The organism is Colwellia sp. 75C3 (genome assembly GCF_002836255.1).
GTDB lineage: Bacteria > Pseudomonadota > Gammaproteobacteria > Enterobacterales > Alteromonadaceae > Colwellia.
Window position 1 is genome coordinate 189,842 of sequence record NZ_PJAU01000055.1, and the last position, 22,810, is coordinate 212,651.

Consider the following 22,810-nt stretch of genomic DNA (forward strand, 5'->3'; position numbering starts at 1 on the left):
AATTCATGTCAGTAAGCAATAAAATTATCCCGCAAGAAATTATTCGATTGAAACGCAATGGTCAAGTATTAAATGAACAAGCGATAAATGGCTTTGTTACAGGTCTTGTTGATGGCAACTTTTCAGATAGTCAAGTTGGCGCTATGGCAATGGCTATTTTTCAACAGGGCATGACGATTGATGAGAGGGTAAACTTTACCAAGGCTATGATGCATTCAGGTGATGTGCTTAGCTGGGAAGGTTTTGACGGTCCTATTGTTGATAAGCATTCAACAGGCGGTGTGGGTGATAAAGTGAGCTTTATGTTAGCTGCTATTGTTGCTGCCTGTGGCGGTTATGTTCCTATGATTTCAGGCCGTGGTTTGGGTCATACTGGCGGTACTGCAGATAAGCTTGAAAGCATCGCTGGTTTTAATGTTCAACCAAGTATTAGCGAGTTTAAAAGCATTGTGAAGGACGTTGGCGTTGCCATTATTTCGCAAACCGATAATTTGGCACCAGCCGATAAACGTTTGTATTCTATTCGCGATGTTACCGCAACAGTAGAATCTATCCCGTTAATCACGGCTTCTATCTTATCTAAAAAGCTTGCTGCGGGTCTTGATGTTTTAGTGATGGATGTCAAAGTAGGCAATGGTGCCATGATGAATAATTTAGCTGATGCTAAAGCACTGGCCGAAAGTATTACCAGTGTTGCTAACGGTGCAGGCGTTAAAACACAGGCTATTATTACTGATATGAATCAAGTGCTAGGTACCAGTGCCGGTAACGCGATAGAAATGTCTGAAACGGCTAAATATTTAACAGGTAAACAACGTGAGCCACGGTTGCATAAAGTTGTAAAAGCGCTTGCCAGTGCAATGCTTATTAATACCAAGCTAGCTGATAATGAAAAAGATGCGGATAAAAAAATTGAACAAGTGTTAAGTTCCGGTTTAGCGGCTGAGACTTTTGAACGAATGGTATCTGCATTAGGTGGACCGAAAAACTTTGTAGAAAAGCCTTGGGACTCTATGAAAAAAGCGAATTTTATCACCGAGGTGAGAGCATCACAGCATGGTTATCTTGCGGAAATGGATACTAGAGCAGTTGGTATGTCGGTTGTAGGTTTAGGTGGGGGCAGAACGGCACCAACGCAAAAGGTAGATCACAGTGTTGGCTTTGATCGGATATTACCTTTAGGTGTACAAGTGAATCGTGGTGAAGTCCTTGCGCGTATTCATGCTAAAGATGAAGATTCGGCTAATAGAGCTATTGAACAGTTTAATAATGCGATTAGCTACTCTGAAGAGAGTCCTGAGTTGTCACCAGTGATATATTCATAGATAAAAAATAGGCTTAGTTGTTAAGTAATACCAACTTAACAATTAAGCTTTTTTAACCTAGTGTGGCTTTAGTTTACTCTATTGCCAGACAAGTTTTTTAAAGTGAGCACGACAAAGCGGCTCATAACGTTCATTACCACCTACTTCAACTTGCTCTCCAGCTTGTACTGCTTTGCCGTTGGCGTCTTGCCTGATAACAAAGTTAGCTTTTCTGCCACAGTGACATATCGTTTTTAATTCTACCAATTTGTCAGCCCAAGCCAGCAGGGCAGCACTACCTGAGAAAGTTTGTCCTAAAAAGTCAGTGCGTATGCCATAAGCCAGTACAGGAATATGTAATAAATCGACTATATCGGTAAGCTGTTTAACTTGCTCAGTAGATAAAAACTGGGCTTCGTCGATAAGTACACAATCGATTTTTTCAGCTTGATTTTTTTGGTCAACATTGTTGAACAGGTTGATTTTTTCATCAAACAGAAAAGCGTCCGCATCAATACCTAAACGTGAAGCAACTTTACCTTTAGCAAATCTATCATCAATTTGAGCCGTATAAATTGCGGTAGTTAAACCACGTTCTTGATAGTTATATGACGATTGTAATAGATGAGTTGATTTTCCCGCATTCATCGATGAGTAATAAAAATACAGTTGTGCCATTTTTTAGTTCTTTTTTATAAATATGATGTTTACAACAATACCCAGTTATTGGAAATTCATGCTTTAGCGTTCGGGTATCGTTGTAATATTATTAACTGCCAGTTAATAGCAGCTATTCAAGGGGGATTAGTAGTTACTTGATGTCTTGGTGTTACTTGTATGTCCTAGTGTCTCTAATAAGCTGACAAGTAAGCTGCTAGCACCAAATCTAAAGTGATTAGCGTCAGCCCATTCTCGTCCTAAGATACTATCGGCTAAATCAAGATAAATAGCGGCATCTTCTGCGTTTCTCACGCCACCTGCAGGTTTAAAACCTACTGATGTATTTTTTTGCTTTATGACTTCTAACATGATTTGTGCAGCGGTTGGCGTTGCATTGACAGGGACTTTACCAGTAGATGTTTTAATAAAGTCAGCACCCGCATTGATAGATATTTCACTGGCTTTACGTATTAATTCTTCAGATTTAAGTTCACCGGTTTCAATAATTACTTTTAGTTTTGCAGAATTAGCACAGGCTTTTTTGCAAACATTAACCATATCAAAACCAATGGTTTCGTTGCCTTGCATTAACGCGCGGTAAGGAAATACCAAATCAACTTCATCTGCACCATAAGCAACAGCGGCTTTAGTTTCAGCTAAGGCAATATCAATATCGTCATTTCCATGGGGAAAATTTGTGACGGTTGCTATTTTTACGTGCGGTGTTTGTTGCGCTTTTAATGCTTTTTTTGCAATAGGGATAAAGCGCGGGAAAATACAAATTGCTGCTGTTTCGCCAGCAGGTGATTTGGCTTGACTACAAAGGTCAATAATTTCTTGATCAGTTTCTGTGTTGCTAAGGCTAGTTAAATCCATCAACGATAGAGCGCGCTGAGCAATATTTTTAAGATCAGACATGATTTTTTGTTCCTATTGTATTTTTATAATGAAATGAATATGCCAGCAATTGCAGCGCTCATTAGGTTGGCTAATGTAGCAGCAAGCATTGCTCGTAATCCTAATCTAGCAATATCATGGCGGCGACTTGGTGCCATAGACCCGATGCCACCCAGTAAAATGGCTATTGACGATAAATTAGCAAAACCACATAAAGCAAAGGTAACAATCGCTTGAGTCGCAGGGCTTAACGTATCTTTAATTTCAACGAAATTAACGTAGGCAAAGAATTCATTAACGATAATCTTTTGACCAATAAAACTACCGGCTTGCAGCATTTCATTTGCAGGTACACCAATAACAAAAGCAAAGGGTGCGAATAAGTAACCTAAGAAAAATTCTATGGTGATATCTTCATAACCAAACAAACCAAATAAGCCACCAACGATGGTATTTAGTAATGCTATTAGGGCAATGAAAGCAAGTAGCATAGCGCCAACATTAACTGCCAACTTAAGACCTGATGCTGCACCTGATGCTGCTGCATCAATAACATTGGTTGGTCTATCATTTTCATCATCATAATCGATAGGTTTATTGACTATTTTATCATGCTCAGTTTCAGGGCAAATAATCTTGGCCATTAACAAACCGCCAGGCGCAGCCATAAATGATGCAGCGATCAGGTACTTTAGTTCAATACCAAGCCCGGCATAACCCGCTAAAATTGAACCTGCTACAGAGGCCAAACCACCAACCATGATGGCAAAAAGCTCTGATTGAGTCATTGTTTTAATATATGGGCGGATTATAAGTGGGGCTTCGGTTTGACCAACAAAAATATTAGCTGTTGCAGAAAGTGATTCAGGCTTACTGGTCTTTAAAAGTTTTTGTAATCCGCCGCCAATGATCTTAATAACCCATTGCATTATGCCGAGATAATAAAGCACCGCAATTAAAGAAGAAAAGAAAATAATGTTAGGTAAAACTCTGACAGCAAAAACAAAACCAACACCATTGTCAAACATGGCATCAGTGCCTAAACCTCCAAAAAGAAAGTTGATGCCTACTTTTGCGCTATCAATAACACTTTGCACGCCATTGGTCATAGACAGTAAAACGTCTTTACCAAAGGGAACATATAATACAAAAGCGCCAAGCAATATTTGCAGAGCAAAAGCTAAACCGACTGTTCGTAAGTTAATAGACTTTTTGCCGCTTGATAACGCATAGGCGATACCTAATAAAACGACAACGCCTAGCAGACCTCTGAGAGCACCTAATTCCATGAATACCTCTTTTTATTTAATTATTATTGTTGTGGGGGTAATTGTGAAAGTTGACGAATTTTTGCTTTGATCACCTCAATTGCCATTCTATTTTTACCACCTCGGGTGATAACAATATCAGCCCAAGCTTTAGAGGGTTCAATATATTGGTGGTACATAGGCCTAACGGTTGCTAAATATTGGTTAGTAACCGATTCAATACTGCGACTACGTTCAACTAAGTCTCGTTTAATTCTTCTGATCAGGCAAATATCTAATGGTGTGTCCATATAGACTTTAATATCAAAACACTCTCTTAATTCTTTATTAGACAGTAGTAAGATACCTTCCACTAAAATTATTCTAGTGGGTAAAAACTCATTTGTTTCATCTACACGAGTATGTGTCTTATAACAATAAACGGGGCTATGAATAGCCTGATTGTTAGTAAGTTGCTTTAAGTGTTTTGATAACAGTTCATGTTCAAATGCATTGGGGTGATCATAGTTCGTTTGCTCACGCTCTTGCATCGACAAGTGTGATTGATCACGATAATAAGCATCTTCATAAATAATAGAAATACCATTTTCACCCAGTTCTTCAATAAGTTCATCATGAATAGTTTTGGCAAATAGTGTTTTACCTGATGCTGATGGGCCAGCGATAGCAATAATGGTTGGTTTAATAGTTTTCAATGTTCAGCCTGTTGTCAAAGCAAATATCAATAATTAAAGTCGAGTTACTATCTTGAGCTTTGTTAATGATAGTCGCCAGATGTTATACCAATTGGAATAATTAATAAATTACCCCATTTAGTATGACTATACTTTAGATAAATAATAAGCCAGTTGAAAAAGCTTTATTTACCCGTAAATGTAAAGGTGTTAAATTAACACAACTTGACCAGTTGGTCATATTATTTGACGAATTATTTTAATCTTTGTCGTTTTTTGTAATTAGAAATGTAAAAAAGGAAATATTATGTCGCGTGCAATAATTATGGTTATTGATAGTTTTGGTATCGGTTATTCTCCTGATGCAGTTGATTTTGGCGATGTTGGTGCAAACACCTTTGCTAACCTGTCTCGTGCCTATTACGAAGAAACGGGTAAAGAAATTTACTTACCCAACTTATCCGCACTAGGACTGATAAAGGCTTGTGAACAAGCATCTAATCAAACATTTCCTTATCAGGGCCAAGAGCCAAGCAAAGGCGCTTATGGTTTCGCACAAGAAATTAGTACAGGTAAAGATACACCCAGTGGTCACTGGGAGATGGCAGGCGTGCCAGTGCTTTTCGATTGGGGATATTTTACGGACAAAAAAAATAGTTTTCCCACGTCGTTAATTGAAAATATTAACCGTGAAACGGGCTTTGAAGGAATATTAGGTAATTGTCATGCTTCGGGTACCGAAATTCTTCAGCGTTTAGGAGAAGAACATATTAAAACAGGAATACCTATTTGTTATACCTCGGCAGATAGTGTTTTTCAAATAGCAGCCCATGAAGAGCATTTTGGTTTAGATAACCTTTATAAGTATTGTGAAACAGTTCGAGAATTACTGGGTGATTTAAACATAGGCCGTGTTATTGCAAGACCTTTCATAGGTGATAGCCCTGATAACTTTGCTAGAACAGGTAATCGAAGGGATTACTCAGTGTTACCGCCAGCGCCTACCGTACTTGATAAAGTATCACAGGCAGGTACTCATGTTATCAGTGTTGGTAAAATTGCTGATATTTTCGCTCATCAAGGCATTGATGAAAAAACAAAAGCGACGGGGCTTGATGCACTTTTTGATGCCACCTTAGAGCATATTAAGACGGCACAAGACAATTCACTCATTTTCACTAACTTGGTTAACTTTGATCAAGACTTTGGTCACAGGCGTGATGCTATAGGCTATGCAAGAGAGCTTGAAGCGCTTGATGTTCGTATTCCAGAGCTTTACCAGACGATGTCTGCAGATGATGTGCTGTTTTTTACAGCCGATCACGGTTGTGATCCTACGTGGCCGGGAAGTGAGCATACCAGGGAATATGTTCCCATTATTGCTTATCATCATCTGGTCCGATCTGTTAATATAGGTAACCGAAAAACTTTCGCTGATTTAGGGCAAACCATTGCGGAACTATTTAATGTCGAGGCTATGGATTACGGCACGAGTTTCTTGTCTGACTTATACGTCAAGTAGTTCAATAGCTTATATCGCGATAAATGCAGTAACAGGCATAATCTCTACTACACTATAAAAGCAACAAAATATAATTAAAACATAACGATAAAAAATATATAAAACTGAATAAAAAAACAAAAACAGTCCTTGGGAGTAAACGAATGAAAATGTTTAAACAAAATGCAATATCACTCTGTGTGCAAGCGTCACTAATGGCGAGTGTTGCTGCTGTTTCTAGTAGTGCTTTCGCAGCAGATGAAGTCGTAAAAAAAGAAAAAGTTGTCGGCATTGAGGTTATCAATGTAACTGCGCGTAAACGAGTTGAAAATGTGCAAGAAGTACCTATTGCTGTTACGGCATTACAAGGTGATAATCTTGATGCTTATAGTTCTGCAGCGATGGATATCCGCTTTTTAAATGCAAAAATACCTAGCCTGTCAGTGGAGTCTTCTTTTGGACGAACTTTCCCGCGTTTTTATATGCGTGGTTTAGGTAACTCTGATTTCGATTTAAATGCTTCTCAACCTGTTTCTTTAGTTGTTGATAATGTCGTACAAGAAAATCCTATTTTAAAAGGTTTTCCAGTTTTTGATCTTGAAAGAGTTGAAGTGCTGGCTGGACCACAAGGTACCTTATTTGGTAGAAATACTCCTGCTGGCCTAGTAAAAATTGACTCGGCAAAGCCTTCTCAAGACTTGGATGGTTTTGCATCTTTATCATATGGCAGTAAAAACACAACAGATCTTAGAGCTGCTGTTGGTGGTGGATTAACGGATGAACTTTCTGCCCGCGTTTCAGTTTTACGTCAAGATCGTGATAATTATATTGATAATATGGCACCGGGTTTTGAGCAAAACGATGTATTAGGTGGTTATACTGACCAAGCGCTTCGACTACAATTTCTATATGAAGATGATAACTTTAATGCCTTATTCAATTATCACATGCGCGATCTTGACGGAAAACCAGTAGCATTTTATGCCAATGGAATTAAGACGGGGAGTAACAGCTTAGATGATAATTTTAGCCGTGATACCGTTTACCATGATTCAGCTTCACGTGCTACCCAGCAGGTAGAAACTGAAGGTGCTAGTTTAAAATTAGAATTTGAATTAGATCAACATACCATCACTTCAATAACCGGTTATGAAAGCGCTGAATTGTATTCTCGTGCAGATGTTGATGGTGGTTATGGTTGTAATGGTTTTAGTTGTCCACCGGTCCCACTAACTAGTGGCCCAGGAGTTATTAATGTTAGCTCTGAAACAGCAGATGCTATTCCAGATCATGTTCAAACTACTCAAGAATTAAGGCTTACTAGTAATTTTGATGGAGATTTAAATTATCAAGTAGGGCTTTTCTATTTTAATGAAGATTTGACCATTGAAAGTTTTTCATACGATGCGTTAGCTGCTTTTGGCGGACCAAAAGGGCTTGAAAATGGCTATGTTATCCAAGAACAGGAAACTACTGCATGGGCAGTTTTCGGCTCTGTTGATTATGATTTAACAGATAAAACGTCAGTGACCGTAGGTCTGCGTTATTCTGATGATGATAAAGAATATAATAACGAAAGAACTCAATCACCACTAGGCTTTTTAGGATTTCCTGATCATGTCACAGGTGCAATAAATACCAGCGATAGCCATGTGAGTTGGGATGTCAGTATTTCACATAAATATACCGACGATATAAATTTATATGCGCGTGTTGCTGATACATTTAGAGCTCCTAGTATACAAGGACGTTCATTATTTGCTTTTGATGACGGTATATCTGTTGCTGATTCTGAAACTATTATTTCATATGAAGCAGGTATCAAATCTGACATTTTAGATAATATGGGTCGTATAAACGCATCAGTTTTTTATTACACCATGAATGATCAACAGGTCACTTCTGTTGGTGGTGATGGTAGTAATACAGCACAATTACTTAATGCTGATGAGACTGTGGGTTATGGTTTTGAAATTGATTCGCAATTTGTTGTTACTGATAATTTAATAGTTACGGCTAACGCTAGTTATAACAACACACAAATCAATGATAGTACGTTGACAGTACCTGTATGTGCTTCTTGTATTGTGACTGATGGATTAGTCGATGGTCGAGCCATCATTGATGGTAATAGCTTACCACATGCGCCAGAGTGGATTATCAACTTCACTGCACGATACACACAAGAAATTGGTGAAGGTGAGTTCTATGCTTACACTGATTGGTCGTATCGTGATGAAATTAGCTTCTTCTTATATAATTCAGTAGAGTTTACTGGAGAGTCATTGTTAGAGGGTGGTGTTCGAACTGGTTACACATGGGATGGTGATGATAAAGATTATGAAGTTGCTTTATTTGTAAGAAATCTTACTGATGAACAACAGGCAATTGGCGCAGTTGATTTTACTAACAATACCGCGATTGTTAATGAAGAACGTTTTTACGGCGTTGAATTTAAAGTTAACTTCTTTTAGCATTAAAATTTCATAGTTTAAGCAATGAAAAAGGGTTAGCAAATTGCTAACCCTTTTATTATGTTAAATTAAACGCTATTTGAAGACTTATAACAAGCTTTCCAGTGTCAATTCCATCATATCTTTGAACGTTGTTTCTCGTTCTTCTGAAGTTGTTTTCTCACCGGTTTTGATATGATCACTAACAGTTAATACGGTTAATGCTTTTTTACCGTATTCAGCAGCAACGCCATAAAGACCAGCTGCTTCCATTTCTACCGCTAGAACTCCATACTTTTCCATAGTCGCAAACATTTCAGGCTGCGGTGTATAAAATAAATCAGCAGTAAAAATATTACCTACATGTACAGGCTTACCCAATTTTTCAGCAGTATCGACAACACTTTTTAATAAAGAGAAGTCGGCACACGCAGCAAAATCAACACTATGAAAGCGTTGTCTGTTAACGTTTGAGTCTGTACTCGCAGCCATACCAATGACAATATCACGGATCTTTATATCATCACGTACCGCGCCACAAGAGCCAATGCGTATGATTTTTTCTACGCCATAATCTTTATAAAGTTCAGTCGCATAAATTGATATGCTTGGTATGCCCATACCTGAACCCATAACAGAGACACGTTTACCTTTATAGGTACCTGTGTATCCAAGCATGTTACGCACTTGGGTGATGCATTTAGCATCATCTAGAAAGTTGTCGGCAATAAATTTTGCTCTAAGGGGATCGCCTGGCATTAAGACTGTTTCTGCAAATTCGCCGGCTTGTGCTTCAATATGTGGTGTTGGCATAAGAGTTATCCTTTTAATGTTAAGTATAATACTAAACGGATTAATTAATCCGATGGTATAACTCAGTAAGTTTCTAGCCCAGACTAGTTAAGTCATAGTTCTATCAAGGATTTTTTACTGATAAAGTGGTGTTAATTTCTACTGTTCTTTACTGTAGGTTGCAATGCTTATTTAACAATAAACATTGCGCCGTTCATAATAATGCTAAGTGAAGTATCGTTCAAGTAGACAATATTATTATATACCCAAGCTACTTCAATATGTAGGATTCAGCTGGAATTAGAAACGTCTTTAGGCAAGGCATTGATTGAAGATAATAGTTATTCAGGAGAATATGCTCCTGCATTCTCTAATAAGCTACATCCATGCTGCGTTATTGTTTAAATCAATGACGCAGCATACAACGTTTCTAAACCTGCCCTTGGGAACTACTGAGCAAAACATGTCCACCGTAGCATCTGTTTTTAAGGGAATGACCCTTAATAAAAAGAAGCGCCTTGATCATGATTCGCTCAGTCGTCCTGAAACTAACATCTTGAAGTTGCTTGTGTATGCTATTACTTTAGTGTGTTTTGTTTAATATTGATAAGTGCTGTTTTTTCTTGTTCAGATAAAAAACTCATTTTCACTGCGTTGCGTTGTAATTGACTGATTTGATCTGTATTCAGCCCAAGTACGTCTCTTGCTACCTGAAATTCACCTGCTAGCTCAATATTTTCAACAGCAGGGTCATCAGTGTTTAAACAAACCGTAAGACTATTTTCTAAAAAGGTTTTCAGAGGATGTACTGCTAGGTCTTTAATCGTACCGGTTTGGTAGTTTGAAGTAAGACAAGACTCTATGCTTATCTCATTTTCTCGCATGTAATCCATTAACTTTTGATCGCTAGCACAAGCTACACCATGACCAATGCGCGTCGCGCCTAATGTTTTAATAGCATGCCAAACGCTTTCAGGACCAGCGGCTTCACCGGCATGTATACTGACATTAAGACCTGCATTATTGACTTGTTTAAAGTGGCTTTCAAAAAGACTACCTGGAAAATTGTATTCATCGCCAGCGAGATCTATCGCAACGAGATCGTCCTTATAGGCGAGTAGGGCATCGAGTTCACTTTGACAATGTTCAACACCAAAAGTACGACTTAAAATACCCATTAAATTTATCTTAGTGGCGAATTTCTTTCGACCTTGATTAACGCCTTCAATAATTGCTTCAACCACACCTTCAATAGGCAAGTTGTGACTCATGGCGATGTAATAAGGAGAAAAACGTAATTCAGCATAATCTATGTTAGCTATACTAGCATCTTCGACATTTTCAAAACCAATACGTACAACATCATCAAGGGTTTTAATAACGCCGACACCCCAATCGAGCTTTTTCAAAAAGGCCATTAGGTCTGCTTCACTGTCGGTAATTTGTACGTGAGGCAGAAAAGCGTCGAAATTATCTTCGGGTAATTTGATATTGTTTTGTTGTGCTAATTGCCAAATGGTTTTCGGGCGAATATTGCCATCTAAATGACGATGTAAATCAACAAGGGGAAGTTGGTTATTAAACATGATAAAAGTTTGTCCTAGCAGTGAAAGTGTAATGGGTAAAATAACTGCAATTAATATTGAAGATTACCCACGTTACATTCTTATTAATTATAGACTTCATTAGTCTGTTTTAAAATCATACAAAGTGATTGAATTATTATAGCTTAACCTTTACCGATATTGGGCAATGGTCGCTTAATGTTCTAGATAATTCTTTGGTGTATTTTGGCTTGAAAATCAGCTGTGCGAACGAAGCATCAACATAGTTCTCTTTGGCTTTAGGACTGAAAATAATATGGTCTATATAGTCTTTATAATAACCACCCCAACAAGCCGAGTTAGCTGTTGCTGTTGGTGTCCATAGTGCTTCTTGTCCTTCATCATTTAATGCTTGCCATAGACCTTTATCTTCAGGGTATTTCAAGGCAATATCTTGAGCAAAACGTCGATTAAAATCACCTAAAACGATATATGAAGCACTTTTCTCAGCGTGCAAATCAATCCATTGTTCTAACGGTTTTATTTGTTTGCTGAGCTTAGTACAGGCCTCTTTTCGCTTCTCTTCTTTAATAGATGTGTTTGGCATCGCCTCAACACTATCATTGTCTAATGGTGCGGTAAAACAGCCAGATTTTAAATGTACGGCTAATATATGGAGTGTTTTATCGTCTTTAGTGAGAGTAATATCCATACCATGGCGAACTTTACCAACATCCAAGGCTTTATATTCTTTTGCTGTAACTTTTAAGCCACTCGATTTTTTAACCGCTACGCCAACACGTTGTACCCAGTCTTTAGTAGAAAAGTAATAGTCATACTCGTTGCCAAAAACTTTACGTGCCCAATATTCACTTTCAACTTCTTGCAAAGCGATAACATCAGCATTGAGTTGTTTGGCATAGCGCGCTAATTTTTGGTAATCAGCATCAGTACGCTTATTATATTCATGTGAGCCTAACCAAGCGATGTTCCATGAGGCAACTTTTATCTCATCGGTATTCTGTTTCGCGGCTCTCATCACATCACTTTCTGACGAAGTGTTTGTAGTTGAATGACTACTGCAGCCAGCAATAGTTAATAATAAAGTGATCAATATTAATTTTTTCATCAAAGTTCTCTTTAGTTTATCGCTTAATTTGAGTATGAAGTAGTATCTTATTCCCCATACTTGACCATAGGGTCAAGAATTTTGTTTGCCACATTACACTACTTCTAGGTTAAGGCACAACCTGTATGAATAAAAAAGTAAAACAGCGTCCGGTCTTCATTAATTTGAGCAACCAATATTGGGTAAATTTGGATTAATCAGACCATTTATAATAAATGGTCTGTCAGATGACTCTTTATCAAAGGTAACTTTAGTTGCATCAATATATCGAAAGTCACCTGCAGCATTTAAATGCCATAGGTTATTGTCTAATTTTTCAAAGCAAAACTCTCCCGTATCTCCATGGCTAATGAGTACAGGTTTATTGAGTCGTTTGGCTAAATCTATAAAGGCTTGACGGTAAAAAGCAAAGGCATCGCATGTTTTTAACGATGTATTGTCACAAGCATCACTTTCTAATACCGACTGTTGATAAATGTCAGCTTGAAAGCCGATAATTAAGGCATCAAAGTTTTTTGACTTATCTTCAATAGTCTTTAACCAGGCAAGATTATTTTCGTCTCGTTCATCAACCCTCTTGATAGCATTTTCATGTTTTGATTTCCCGATGTTAGCTCTACCATTACTGGTGCCAACGATATGTAGCGTGCTTACTGCTAGACGGTCGTTAATCCATAACTTATTTTCTATTTGTTCAGGTTGCGTCTTTATTGAAGGTAAATTTTTGGTTAATAGTGGCGGAGTATGAAACATCAATTTAGTTAAAAAATTGAGTCGTTCTAGTTCATCAAAACTGTAAAGTAAGAACATTCGATCACAATCAGTCCAATCATTATCTCCAGGCGTGTAAATGATCTTACCTGGGTAGATTTGAGTTAAAAGTGCTTTATGTTCTCTTAATAAGTCATCAGTGCATGACTTACCACCATTTTTAAAATCACCAAGGTGCATAACTACACTGGGGCTGGCTTCATTGATAAGGCGATAAAGTATGCCAGTAGGTCCTTGTAACATGCTTTTTTCTTTATCGCTGTAGGGTGTATCGGCCAATATAATGATTGTTTGTGCCCAAAGTGGTGAGCTACAGCTTGCAAGTAATAAAAAGACGATGTGTAAACAACGTTTTTGCCATGAATAAATGTTGAAAGTCATCTGTAGCCTTTTAAATCAAGCGAAATATTAAGAAAATAAAAGCTAACCTAGCGAAGAATGTTAATTGATGCAAGTTAGTTTGATATAATTAACAAACCAAATGGTCAGGTTTTTGTGTTTGAGCTGTTGTACAAAATTGATAAAAGAGTAAAATCTAAGTATTAACGTCAAAGAGAAGTAACATTATGCAAGTACAAGTTGTCGATTACACAGCCAAAAACGCGGCAGAAAATTTTGTTAAAAGTTTACATGAAACTGGTTTTTGTGTGCTTGTTAATCACCCAATAAAACAAAGCCTAGTTGAATCAATTTACAAAAATTGGCAAGAATTTTTTTTAAGTGAAGAGAAGCATGCATTTGCTTTTGATCCAATAAAGCAAGATGGTTATTTTTCCTCTGAAATATCTGAAACAGCTAAGGGTCATAGTAAAAAGGATATTAAAGAGTATTTTCATGTTTATCCTTGGGGACGAATTCCTAAGCAGCTTAACGAGGAAATTCTTGAATATTACCGATTAGCTTCTCAACTTGCATCCGAGTTACTTGACTGGGTAGAAGCACATAGTCCGGCCGATGTTGCAGTTAAGTATTCAGAAGCGTTATCTAACATGATTAAAGATACGCCAAATACTTTATTACGCATTTTACATTACCCACCACTTACGGGTGATGAAGAAGCAGGTGCTGTTAGAGCTGCTGCCCATGAAGATATTAATTTATTGACTATATTACCAGCAGCCAATGAACCCGGTTTACAAGTACAACGTCAAAATGGCGACTGGATCGATGTTCCTTCTGATTTTGGTAATCTAATTATTAATATTGGTGATATGTTACAAGAAACATCGGGTGGCTATTTTCCATCGACAAGTCATCGAGTTATCAATCCTACTGGTAAGGGAAGTGATAAATCTCGTATTTCACTGCCTTTGTTTTTACATCCACGCAGTGAAGTGGTTTTATCGGAAAAACATACTCAAGCCAGTTATTTACTCGAACGTTTACGTGAATTAGGCGTTAAAGTTTAGCCTAGTGAGTTAACTTATTGAAATAATTAATTAAGCCGGCTCGTGTGAAACACTTGTCGGCTTTTTTGTTATGAAAAATAACGGGATAATTAGACCATTTGCATAGAAAAAACGCCGTTATGAGATATTTAGGCCTTTGAAAATCACCCCTTAGTTAATGCCATTGGTATAAGTACTATTTTAGCGAGTAACTTTGAGTATATAATCTGTTATAACAATAGATTAGATAATTCATTAAAGAAGACACTGGCGAGTAATAATGACAATGAAATTAAACTGTGATTTAGGTGAGAGTTTTGGTGCTTGGACCATGGGACTCGATAATGAGGTAATGCCTCATATTGACCAGGCAAATATAGCCTGCGGTTTTCATGCTGGTGATCCCTTAGTGATGCAAAACACCTTGGCGTTAGCTAAGAAATTTAATGTCAGTGTTGGTGCGCACCCTAGTTACCCAGATTTAGTTGGTTTTGGTCGTCGTTCAATGACTTGTTCATCAGAAGAGATAATCGCGCTAATACATTATCAAGTGGCAGCGCTTGATGGTATGGCAAATGCACAAGGCATTGCCATCGATTATGTAAAACCTCATGGTGCACTTTATAACGACATGATGAGCAAACCAGCGGTGTTCGAAGCTATTTTAACGGCTCTGACTCAATACCCTAAAAAACTAGCTTTAATGTTACAAGCAACAGCAGACATTGCCGATTATAAAACTAAAGCCAATAAAGTAGGCATCACTATTTATAGTGAAGCGTTTGCTGACCGCTGTTATGATGATGAAGGGCGGTTATTGTCACGTAGCCAAGCGGGAGCTGTTTTAAATAAAGAAGCCATGCTTGCCCAAGTTAAACAATTATCATCGCAAGGCACTGTCACTACTATCTCAGGTAAGCTACTTAAACTTAGCGTAGATAGTTTATGCGTCCATGGTGATAATATTTCCGGTGTACAGGCTATTCGCGAAATCAAAGCTTTGCTCAGCTAATGCCAACACGCATAAATGACAGTATACGTCTTGAAGTTGCGGGTGAAAACGCCTTGATGCTTTATTTTTCTTTAAATAAAAGCCTTGTAAGTGAGCAACAGACTTCAACAATTACCTCTAGTATTTCGCCTATTATTAGTAATGAAGTTCACCAAGCCGTTCAACTTATCCGCCAGCATTTCACGATTGAAATCATTGATCTGATCCCATCATACGCATCTATCTTAGTGGTATTTAATTTACTTGAAATAGATCACCACCACTTACGTAATAAGCTCAAAAGTGTATTGAAACAATGTGGCAGCGCGAGTAGCAAACAAGGTCGATTAGTTGAATTACCTGCATATTATGCAATCGAATCTGGAATGGATTTAGTACGTATTGCCAAACATGCGAAGTTAACCGTTAAGCAAGTCATTACCTTACACCAAGCACAAGAATATCGCGTTTATGCAATAGGATTTGCTCCAGGTTTTGCATATTTAGGTGAAGTTGACGAGCGTATTGCTATGCCAAGGCTAACTACACCAAGATTAAAAGTGCCTAAAGGGGCTATCGCCATTGCCGACAGACAAACTGCCGTTTACCCAGCGGAGTCTCCTGGTGGTTGGAATATCGTCGGTTTATGCCCTATTGATATGTTTAATCCACAAGCAGATCCAACAATGCCGATTGAAGTCGGCGATCGGCTAAAGTTTGTTGCGATTACGAAATTACAATTTATTGAACTAGGTGGTAAGTTACCCAATCAGGTGAGCTCAAATGGCAAAGAATGAGAATAAGAATACCTTAGGGTTCATCGTTAACAATGGCGGGGTATTAAGTTTAATTCAAGATGCCGGGCGTTATGGTGCTTTTAATTTAGGACTGACCAATGGCGGCCCGGCAGATCCCCTCGCTTTTTATTGGTCGAATAGATTATGTGGTAATGAGCTTAATTCGACAGCCATTGAAATTAATTTGGGTGGTTTGCAGCTAACAGCTCAAGTTGATTGTGTTATTGCAATTACAGGCGCGCCTATGCCGCTGACAGTTAACGGACAAGCTAAAGACCTTTGGCGCAGCTTTCTGGTTAAAGCTGGAGATAAAATTCATTTAGGTTTTACGTCACTTGGCGTTCGTTGTTATTTAGCTGTAGCGGGTGGTTTTGATATAAATCCTATTTTCGGTAGCACTGCAACTGTGTGTCGAGAGTCGATAGGTGGCATCAGTGGTGATAAGCTGGTCGAGAATGATGTATTACCTTGCCAAGCAGTGCCTAAAGCGGCCGATAAACTAAAGCAACTTATGTTAGCGAAACATGATCAGCCCAAATATTCTAATGAGGTGTTATTACATACTGTTTTGAGTTATCAGCACCAGCACTTTTCAGCCATCGAAAAACGATTATTCTTCTCAAGTGAATTTCAAATCAGTAAACATTGGGATCGTATGGGCTATCGGCTACAAGGTCGCGCAATAAAGGCTGATATTTCAGGTATTCTATCGGAGGGGATTTGTTATGGCGCAATACAAATACCAGCAGATGGGCAACCTATCGTATTACTTAATGACAGACAAACTATCGGTGGTTATCCTAAGATTGGCGCAGTTATTTCACAAGATTGCGCTAAGCTATCACAATGTAGACAAGGGGATAAAGTTCGTTTTGAACCAATTTCTATGTCGCAAGCTGACAATTTTTTCCACCTTAATTTAAGTCGATTTAATCAAACTCAGCTTATTGTCTGTAGTTAACCTGAACTTCGGATAAGAGAATTTGCCCAATAACGCTCTTTAAGCGCCTATCAGCGTTATTTTTACTCCCAATAACCAGTTATTGGTTTGTAAAAATATCTTGATATACACTTAAATTTCGTCACTGGAACATTAAGTTCATTTATTAATTTAACTCAATAAGTTACAAAACTCTTATCCAAACTTCAGGTTAGTTAATCTCAACTCTGTTGCTATACAGTCAAGTTAAGTAAGTGTCAGTCACAAAAAAGGCAAACCTTGTGGCTTGCCTTTTTTATTTATCGCGATGGAATATGTGTCTATACGTTCAGTCGAAATTAGTGAGCCATAGGTGAAATATAACCGTCAGGTTTTAACGCTAATACATCACAATTTAATTGGTCAATAACATGCTCTGCAGTATTACCAATCAGTGCGGCGGAAATTCCGGTACGACCCACAGTACCTAAAATAACTAATTCAGCATCAATATTTAACGCTGCTTGTTCGATAACTGTTTCGGGTAAACCTTCTTCAACATAAGTCTTACTCAACGGGATATCAAAGCTATTAGCATGGTTATTCATCGCTTCTTTATGATGTGCTTGCATAGCATTGTTATATTCACTTGCGTCAAACTCGGGGATTTCAATGGCAATATTTACCGGTGTACCGGGATAAGAATTAACTAAATGCACATTAGCCGTGATTAACTGGGCAATATTTTTTGCTTGCTTAGTTATCGTATTATTTAAAGATAGGTGTTCTGCTTCATCACTACCGACATTAAGTGCAGCCAGTATATTTCCCTGTAGAGGCCATTCATGTTCTTTAACAAGTAAGACAGGAGAAGGGCACTTTCTTAAAATATGCCAGTCGGTTGGTGTAAATACTACCGATTTGAATTTATCATGTTGGTGTGTACCTTTAACGACTAAATCATGCTTATGATCAATGACTTGGTTGATAATGGCTTCAAAGGGACGGTTATGCCATACGACTTTACTGGTAATTTTTATCTGGGAATTGATTGCAGAGATAATTCCATCTAACCATTGCTGCTTTTCATTAATAACCATTTGGCGCATGGTATCGCGCTCGCCACTGGATAAAATGGTGGTCATTTCATAAGAGAAGTCGAAAATGCTAAAAAAAGCAGTAATATTTATTTGCTTATCTGGAGCTGAGATATTGATTCTCGTGGCGAGATCTATAGCTCTGTTAAGTGCTTTTTGTTCATCTGTTGTAGGGTCAATCACAACGAGGATATTTTGATACATGTCCATGGCAACCTCTGGCAAAATAAATAAGAACGATACATTATTTATAGCAAAGTTGACAAATTAATGCTTGTTTTAAATCAAGTTTGTTTTACTAAGGTTTAATTGTATCAGATACAATAAACCCTAGTAACAGGATAACCAAGGGCTTATAACGCAGCTGTATCGCAAAGGTTGTCGATATCAAGAATAGCAATTAATTTACCATCCACTTTTATCAAACCACTTTTATGGAAGCGATTTAATAATCGACTGATCGTTTCAACCGTTAAGCCAATATAATTACCAATATCACTACGTGTCATGGTTAAGCGAAACTCGGTCGAGGATAAGCCACGTGCATGGTATCGCTCACTTAAACTAACCAAGAAAGTTGCAACACGTTGTTCTGCATTTTTTCTATTAAGCAGCGTAAGCATTTCTTGATCTGTTTTGATTTCATTACTCATTAATCGCAACACCTGCTTTTTAAGCTTAGGCATCGTATTAGATAATTCATCTAAATTCGTGTAAGGGATCTCACAGACCATTGAGGTTTCAAGTGCTTGGGCAAAACTAGGGTGCTGACTTTCAGCAATAGCATCAAAGCCAAGTAAATCGCCGGCTAAATGAAAACCAGTGATTTGTTCTTCACCTTGCTCATTAACCGTAAACGTTTTAAACGTACCTGAGCGAATTGCATACAAAGCATGCATTTCTTGACCATCATGAAAAATCTTGTCGCCTTTATGAATAGGGCGTTTGCGGTCAATAATATCGTCAAGAGAATCAAGTTCTTTATCATTTAAAGAAAAAGGTAAACATAGCTCACTGATGCTACAGTTCTGACACTTGATATGATTAGTTGTAGGACAACTTTTATTTTGCATGCTATTACTCTGTGACGTAGCTATTTAAGCTAACTTTAAGACAATACTATGTTATTAGAACACTAGTTGATATGCAACAATAAAACTATATATACCGTAGGCAATAAGTGATAGAGCCATGATTTTTCTAAAAACGGTGTTGATAAGTAGATTTTTTATGCTACCGATGCCTAATGACAATGCTATTAATGCTGGCAGCGTGCCTAAGCCGAAAAATAACATAATAGTGGCGCCGGTTAAGCTACTACCACTTGCCAATGCCCAAGTTAGGGTCGAATAAACTAAACCACAAGGTAACCAACCCCACAAGGCGCCTAAACCCAGCGCTTTTTTACGGTTATTGACCGGGATGACATGTTTAACCATAGGTGATAAGTAACCCCACAGCCCTTTACCTATTGATTCTATACGATTTAACCATAAAAGCCACTGACCGATATATAAACCCAATAGGATGAGAAATAGTGCAGCAACAAGACGTAATCCAGCAATAGGTAAACCGATATTTTTGGCGGCGATAGAGCCAGTAAAGCCGACAATAGCGCCAATTAAACAATAGCTGCCAATGCGGCCAAAATGATAAAAAAACACGAGGTTTAACGTTGATGATTGTGGTGAACAGGATTGTTGGGGAGAGCTTACTTTAACCGGTATATCACCTTGCATGCTGATTTGACTTGCTGGTTGATTGGTGGATTTATCAATAGCAGAAGTAAGCATGGTGGTTATACCGCCACACATGGCTAAGCAATGGCCAGAGCCAAGTAAGCCAATAATAAAAGCAGAGAATATATCTATGCTCATTTATTATCAGTGCTATTTTTATCGCTTTGTATTTCTTCCTCTTTTTTTAGTTCTAGTTCTGTTTCAATGGTTTTAACTTGAGGTTCATCATCAAAAAGAATACTCATACCCTGTTTTTCTAGATCTTCAAATTGTTCTGTTTTAACGGCCCAAAAAAATAGGTATATACCCAAAGAGGTCAATAAAATGGCAATAGGGATTAATATATAAATAATACTCATATTGTACTCTTTAACTTATTTTTTAAGTAAACGTAATGAATTGGTTATCACTAAAATGGAGCTAGCTGACATGCCAATAACAGCCATATAAGGCGTAATGTAACCGGCTACTGCTAATGGTAATACAATAGCATTATAACCAAAAGCCCATAAGTAATTTTGTAAAATTATTCGACGAGTTCGGTGAGATACTTGTATCAAAGTATTGATGCTACTCAGTTTATTATTAAGTAAAATAACATCAGCACCACTTTTAGTGATGTCCGCACCACAACCCATTGCAATAGAAATATGAGCAGCACCAAATACCGGTGAATCGTTGACGCCGTCACCCGTCATGGCCACTGTGTAATCTTGCGCTTGGGCATCTCTTATATGCTGCATCTTATCTTGAGCACTAAGTCCACCGAACACCGAATTAACGGGAAGTGATTCTTTAAGCGTATTACACGCTATTTGGCTATCACCTGATAACAATAGTGTTTTATTTTTCTTATTGAGGGTTGTAAGTGTATCAAAGGCGTCATCACGGATTTTATCAACCAAGTAAAAAGCTGCAATGGGTTTATTATTCGCCATTAAAATACAACTGGCACTGTTTACATTAATTTCAGATGACTCTGTTTGAAGATTACCAAGAGAGGCAAGTCTTTGTAACCAGGTGTATTTACCAATGGCGTAATCAATATTATTTATAGTGCCACTGACACCTTGACCAGAATGAACTTTAACTTGATTAGCCGTTAAGCTGTAGTCTCTATGTTCGGTAAACGGTTTCGCGATAGGGTGTTCAGAATGAGCCTCTAATGCAGCCGCGATAGCGAGTATCTGTTCTTTGTTATAAAGTGAACTTTGATCGAGTAGCTCCACTTTACTGATGGTAAATTCACCCGTAGTTAACGTGCCTGTTTTGTCAAAAGCGAAACAATTTATTTGGGGCATTGTTTCCATAACATGACCACCTTTGATCATAATACCTGCTCGATTTAAACGTGTAGTAGCACAGGTTAATCCGGTAGGGGTTGCTAATGAAAGTGCGCAAGGGCAGGTCGCTACAAGGACAGAAAGGGTGATCCAAAAAGCTTCTTCTGGCAAGTGCTGTTGCCAATAAATTGCTGTGGCAATAGAGGTTAATAGGATAAGGGCGACAAAATATTGCGCAATTCTATCTGATAGCTGTGCTATTTTTGGCTTGTGCGCTTGGGATTGTTCACTTAAACGAATAAGTTGGCTGAGAAATGATTGGTTAGAAGCCTGTTTGACCAGCACAGTAATATTACCATCACCATTAATAGTACCAGCGAAAACCTTATCATTAACGGTTTTACTAATGGGTAATTGCTCACCTGAAAGCATTGCTTCATTTAATTGGCTTAGTCCTGAAGTAATTATGCCATCAGCAGGTACAACCTCACCTGGTTTAATAATAACGACATCACCTTGAATAAGTTGTTTAGCTGCAACCAATACTTCTTTCTTTTGTTCTTGAGCATTAAGGTTATTGTTCGAGCTAATCACTTTAGTCGCTGTCATTGGCATTAATTTTAATAGATTAGCAGAGACTTGTGCAGCGTGAGAACGGGCCCTAAACTCTAGGAACTTACCAATGAGCAGTAGAAAGGTGAACATGGAAACAGACTCAAAATAGACCTCTCCCTGCTGAGTAATGGTTGCCCAAGCACTCGCGAAAAATGCTAAAATAATGGCAATGGAGACAGGAACATCCATGGATAAACGTTTCGCTCTAATCGCTTTTATTGCGCCAGTATAAAACGGCAAAGCGCCATAGAATACAATCGGGATTGCTAGAAGAAAACTCACCCAGCGAAGATATATTTTATTGTGTTCTGTCATATCAGCGAAAGCACCAAAATAGAGGCCAACCGCTATCATCATTATTTGCATCATTAAGATGCCGCTAATGCCAAGACGTTTGATAAATTCTTTACTTTGTTTTTTATTTCTTATTTCTGCATCATTGGCTTTAAAGGGAAGTGCTTGATAACCAATATGCTCAATAGCCAGTAAGATATCGCTAAGCTTTACCGCATCATCTTGCCATCTAACCGTCGCTCTTTGGCTAGTCGCATTAACGTTTATACTCAATAAACCATTCAGCTTATCTAATTGCATTTCGATAAGCCAAGCACAAGCAGCGCAGCTTATACCATCAATGGTTAATATAGCTTCTTTGCAACCTTCGTCTTGATATATGAATTCGCTCTGTAAGACCGCTTCATCCAGTAATTTATTTTTTTGTAATTGTTCAGGTACAAGAGCTTGGCCTTTATGAGCTGGCTCTGTTCGTACGGTATAATATTGAGTTAGGCCATTTTCAACAATAGTTTTCGCTATTGATTGGCAACCAATACAGCACATAGGCTGCTGAATTTGGCTGATTTCAACCGACAGGTTAATTCCAGTAGGAACGGCTTCATTACAGTGAAAACATTTGCTGGTCATGGCTACTTTCTTAGGAAATTGGAGGCACTGTGATGAGATTTAACGATCTCAGCACAGTGATTAG

At 38.0% G+C, this 22,810-nt stretch carries 20 protein-coding genes; 7 read left to right on the plus strand and 13 right to left on the minus strand.

Annotated features, from left to right (window positions below; translation table 11 throughout):
- The first annotated feature begins 5 nt into the window (after positions 1-5).
- The gene (gene deoA, locus CXF85_RS14915; RefSeq protein ID WP_101229440.1) at positions 6-1,325 is read left to right on the plus strand and encodes a thymidine phosphorylase; all 1,320 of its coding nucleotides are present in this window, start codon (positions 6-8) and stop codon (positions 1,323-1,325) included.
- 78 nt (positions 1,326-1,403) lie between these two features.
- Here the strand turns inward: deoA and CXF85_RS14920 are convergent, their stop codons facing one another.
- The 4 genes from CXF85_RS14920 to udk all read right to left on the minus strand — a co-directional run bounded on the left by CXF85_RS14920 (position 1,404) and on the right by udk (position 4,824).
- Positions 1,404-1,982, minus strand: coding sequence for a thymidine kinase (locus CXF85_RS14920; RefSeq protein WP_101229441.1), 579 nt, complete (start codon positions 1,980-1,982; stop codon positions 1,404-1,406).
- Positions 1,983-2,108: 126 nt separating this feature from the next.
- On the minus strand, positions 2,109-2,882 hold the full coding sequence (gene deoC / locus CXF85_RS14925; RefSeq protein WP_101229442.1) for a deoxyribose-phosphate aldolase: 774 nt from the start codon (positions 2,880-2,882) through the stop codon (positions 2,109-2,111).
- Between the two features lie 23 nt (positions 2,883-2,905).
- Positions 2,906-4,150: a NupC/NupG family nucleoside CNT transporter gene (locus tag CXF85_RS14930; RefSeq protein ID WP_101229443.1), complete on the minus strand. Its 1,245-nt coding sequence runs from the start codon at positions 4,148-4,150 to the stop codon at positions 2,906-2,908.
- A gap of 23 nt (positions 4,151-4,173) precedes the next feature.
- Positions 4,174-4,824, minus strand: coding sequence for a uridine kinase (gene udk / locus CXF85_RS14935; RefSeq protein ID WP_442871875.1), 651 nt, complete (start codon positions 4,822-4,824; stop codon positions 4,174-4,176).
- Positions 4,825-5,110: 286 nt separating this feature from the next.
- On the opposite strand from udk, the gene CXF85_RS14940 reads away from it, so the two are divergent.
- Positions 5,111-6,325: a phosphopentomutase gene (locus tag CXF85_RS14940; RefSeq protein ID WP_101229444.1), complete on the plus strand. Its 1,215-nt coding sequence runs from the start codon at positions 5,111-5,113 to the stop codon at positions 6,323-6,325.
- A gap of 143 nt (positions 6,326-6,468) precedes the next feature.
- Complete coding sequence (locus CXF85_RS14945; RefSeq protein WP_101229445.1) at positions 6,469-8,778, plus strand: TonB-dependent receptor; 2,310 nt, start codon at positions 6,469-6,471, stop codon at positions 8,776-8,778.
- 87 nt (positions 8,779-8,865) lie between these two features.
- Here the strand turns inward: CXF85_RS14945 and deoD are convergent, their stop codons facing one another.
- The 4 genes from deoD to CXF85_RS14965 form a co-directional block, all read right to left on the minus strand.
- Positions 8,866-9,570, minus strand: coding sequence for a purine-nucleoside phosphorylase (deoD, locus tag CXF85_RS14950; protein ID WP_101229446.1), 705 nt, complete (start codon positions 9,568-9,570; stop codon positions 8,866-8,868).
- A 557-nt stretch (positions 9,571-10,127) separates the two neighbouring features.
- Entirely contained in the window at positions 10,128-11,135 is a 1,008-nt protein-coding gene (gene add / locus CXF85_RS14955) for an adenosine deaminase (protein WP_101229447.1), read from the minus strand.
- A gap of 136 nt (positions 11,136-11,271) precedes the next feature.
- Positions 11,272-12,222 carry an endonuclease/exonuclease/phosphatase family protein gene (locus CXF85_RS14960; RefSeq protein ID WP_232771215.1) on the minus strand — a complete coding sequence of 317 codons (951 nt, stop codon included), beginning with the start codon at positions 12,220-12,222 and terminating at the stop codon, positions 11,272-11,274.
- Positions 12,223-12,381: 159 nt separating this feature from the next.
- Positions 12,382-13,374, minus strand: coding sequence for a hypothetical protein (locus CXF85_RS14965; protein ID WP_232771216.1), 993 nt, complete (start codon positions 13,372-13,374; stop codon positions 12,382-12,384).
- 185 nt (positions 13,375-13,559) lie between these two features.
- Between CXF85_RS14965 and CXF85_RS14970 the strand changes: the two genes are divergently transcribed.
- The 4 genes from CXF85_RS14970 to CXF85_RS14985 all read left to right on the plus strand — a co-directional run bounded on the left by CXF85_RS14970 (position 13,560) and on the right by CXF85_RS14985 (position 17,130).
- Positions 13,560-14,402, plus strand: a complete 843-nt coding sequence (locus tag CXF85_RS14970) for an isopenicillin N synthase family dioxygenase (RefSeq protein WP_101229448.1) — start codon at positions 13,560-13,562, stop codon at positions 14,400-14,402.
- Between the two features lie 265 nt (positions 14,403-14,667).
- The gene (locus CXF85_RS14975; RefSeq protein WP_101229449.1) at positions 14,668-15,393 is read left to right on the plus strand and encodes a 5-oxoprolinase subunit PxpA; all 726 of its coding nucleotides are present in this window, start codon (positions 14,668-14,670) and stop codon (positions 15,391-15,393) included.
- Complete coding sequence (gene pxpB / locus CXF85_RS14980; protein WP_101229450.1) at positions 15,393-16,169, plus strand: 5-oxoprolinase subunit PxpB; 777 nt, start codon at positions 15,393-15,395, stop codon at positions 16,167-16,169. The genes CXF85_RS14975 and pxpB overlap by 1 nt, the downstream gene beginning before the upstream one ends.
- A complete protein-coding gene (locus tag CXF85_RS14985; RefSeq protein ID WP_101229451.1) occupies positions 16,156-17,130 on the plus strand; it encodes a biotin-dependent carboxyltransferase family protein in 975 nt (324 codons plus the stop codon). The genes pxpB and CXF85_RS14985 overlap by 14 nt, the downstream gene beginning before the upstream one ends.
- A 317-nt stretch (positions 17,131-17,447) precedes the next feature.
- Here the strand turns inward: CXF85_RS14985 and uspE are convergent, their stop codons facing one another.
- From uspE to CXF85_RS15010, 5 genes are all read right to left on the minus strand, one after another.
- A complete protein-coding gene (gene uspE / locus CXF85_RS14990; RefSeq protein WP_101229452.1) occupies positions 17,448-18,395 on the minus strand; it encodes a universal stress protein UspE in 948 nt (315 codons plus the stop codon).
- Between the two features lie 143 nt (positions 18,396-18,538).
- Positions 18,539-19,258 carry an FNR family transcription factor gene (locus CXF85_RS14995; protein WP_101229453.1) on the minus strand — a complete coding sequence of 240 codons (720 nt, stop codon included), beginning with the start codon at positions 19,256-19,258 and terminating at the stop codon, positions 18,539-18,541.
- Between the two features lie 54 nt (positions 19,259-19,312).
- Entirely contained in the window at positions 19,313-20,062 is a 750-nt protein-coding gene (locus CXF85_RS15000; RefSeq protein ID WP_101229454.1) for a sulfite exporter TauE/SafE family protein, read from the minus strand.
- Entirely contained in the window at positions 20,059-20,283 is a 225-nt protein-coding gene (gene ccoS / locus CXF85_RS15005) for a cbb3-type cytochrome oxidase assembly protein CcoS (RefSeq protein ID WP_101229455.1), read from the minus strand. Before ccoS ends, CXF85_RS15000 begins: the two co-directional genes overlap by 4 nt.
- A gap of 15 nt (positions 20,284-20,298) precedes the next feature.
- Positions 20,299-22,746: a heavy metal translocating P-type ATPase gene (locus CXF85_RS15010; RefSeq protein WP_101229456.1), complete on the minus strand. Its 2,448-nt coding sequence runs from the start codon at positions 22,744-22,746 to the stop codon at positions 20,299-20,301.
- Positions 22,747-22,810 lie beyond the last annotated feature (64 nt).

Coding starts and splice junctions, on each gene's coding strand:
- CXF85_RS14995 (WP_101229453.1), bottom strand. CDS start 19,258: ATGCAAAATAAAAGTTGTCCTACAACTAATCATATCAAGTGTCAGAAC.
- uspE (WP_101229452.1), bottom strand. CDS start 18,395: ATGGACATGTATCAAAATATCCTCGTTGTGATTGACCCTACAACAGAT.
- CXF85_RS14920 (WP_101229441.1), bottom strand. CDS start 1,982: ATGGCACAACTGTATTTTTATTACTCATCGATGAATGCGGGAAAATCA.
- CXF85_RS14970 (WP_101229448.1), top strand. CDS start 13,560: ATGCAAGTACAAGTTGTCGATTACACAGCCAAAAACGCGGCAGAAAAT.
- CXF85_RS14985 (WP_101229451.1), top strand. CDS start 16,156: ATGGCAAAGAATGAGAATAAGAATACCTTAGGGTTCATCGTTAACAAT.
- add (WP_101229447.1), bottom strand. CDS start 11,135: ATGTTTAATAACCAACTTCCCCTTGTTGATTTACATCGTCATTTAGAT.
- deoA (WP_101229440.1), top strand. CDS start 6: ATGTCAGTAAGCAATAAAATTATCCCGCAAGAAATTATTCGATTGAAA.
- CXF85_RS14945 (WP_101229445.1), top strand. CDS start 6,469: ATGAAAATGTTTAAACAAAATGCAATATCACTCTGTGTGCAAGCGTCA.
- CXF85_RS15000 (WP_101229454.1), bottom strand. CDS start 20,062: ATGAGCATAGATATATTCTCTGCTTTTATTATTGGCTTACTTGGCTCT.
- deoC (WP_101229442.1), bottom strand. CDS start 2,882: ATGTCTGATCTTAAAAATATTGCTCAGCGCGCTCTATCGTTGATGGAT.
- CXF85_RS14965 (WP_232771216.1), bottom strand. CDS start 13,374: ATGACTTTCAACATTTATTCATGGCAAAAACGTTGTTTACACATCGTC.
- pxpB (WP_101229450.1), top strand. CDS start 15,393: ATGCCAACACGCATAAATGACAGTATACGTCTTGAAGTTGCGGGTGAA.
- CXF85_RS14975 (WP_101229449.1), top strand. CDS start 14,668: ATGAAATTAAACTGTGATTTAGGTGAGAGTTTTGGTGCTTGGACCATG.
- CXF85_RS14930 (WP_101229443.1), bottom strand. CDS start 4,150: ATGGAATTAGGTGCTCTCAGAGGTCTGCTAGGCGTTGTCGTTTTATTA.
- CXF85_RS14940 (WP_101229444.1), top strand. CDS start 5,111: ATGTCGCGTGCAATAATTATGGTTATTGATAGTTTTGGTATCGGTTAT.
- deoD (WP_101229446.1), bottom strand. CDS start 9,570: ATGCCAACACCACATATTGAAGCACAAGCCGGCGAATTTGCAGAAACA.
- CXF85_RS14960 (WP_232771215.1), bottom strand. CDS start 12,222: ATGAAAAAATTAATATTGATCACTTTATTATTAACTATTGCTGGCTGC.
- CXF85_RS15010 (WP_101229456.1), bottom strand. CDS start 22,746: ATGACCAGCAAATGTTTTCACTGTAATGAAGCCGTTCCTACTGGAATT.
- ccoS (WP_101229455.1), bottom strand. CDS start 20,283: ATGAGTATTATTTATATATTAATCCCTATTGCCATTTTATTGACCTCT.